Origin of the sequence: Gilvimarinus gilvus (genome assembly GCF_030518155.1) — a bacterium.
In the GTDB taxonomy this organism is placed as follows: domain Bacteria; phylum Pseudomonadota; class Gammaproteobacteria; order Pseudomonadales; family Cellvibrionaceae; genus Gilvimarinus; species Gilvimarinus gilvus.
The window spans coordinates 1-398 of record NZ_JAULRU010000228.1 but is presented as its reverse complement, the minus strand read 5'-3'; the positions used below and the strand labels follow the sequence as shown (position 1 = coordinate 398).

Genomic DNA, 398 nt, shown 5'->3' with positions numbered 1-398 from the left:
AGAATGATGAAAATCCATATGAAGGAATTTTACATTTAGATTGTACATTCAATCCTGTTGGGAAAGACAAAGCAATTATTTATAAAGACGGCTTTTTATTTGGGAATGAATATCAGCAAATTGTCGATATTTTTGGGAAAGAAAATTTATTCGAAGTGACAAAAGAAGAAATGTATTGGATGAATCCTAATGTGTTTTCAATTTCTCCTGAAGTTGTTGTTTCTGAGAAAAATTTTACGCGTTTAAATGATCATTTAGAAAATGTATGGAACATAAAAGTGGAACGAATTAATTATCGCGAAGTCTCTAAAATGGGAGGTTTATTAAGATGTTCTACAATGCCATTAATTAGAAAATAACATGAAACAAAAACAATATACTTCAACTATTTTAATGGT

The 398-nt window shown here is 28.4% G+C and carries 1 protein-coding gene; it reads left to right on the top strand.

Annotated elements, in window-relative coordinates; all coding sequences use genetic code 11:
• The coding region (locus tag QWI17_RS03200; RefSeq protein WP_302721059.1) for a dimethylarginine dimethylaminohydrolase family protein at positions 1 to 359 on the top strand (359 nt) is incomplete at its 5' end.
• Positions 360 to 398: the final 39 nt, after the last annotated feature.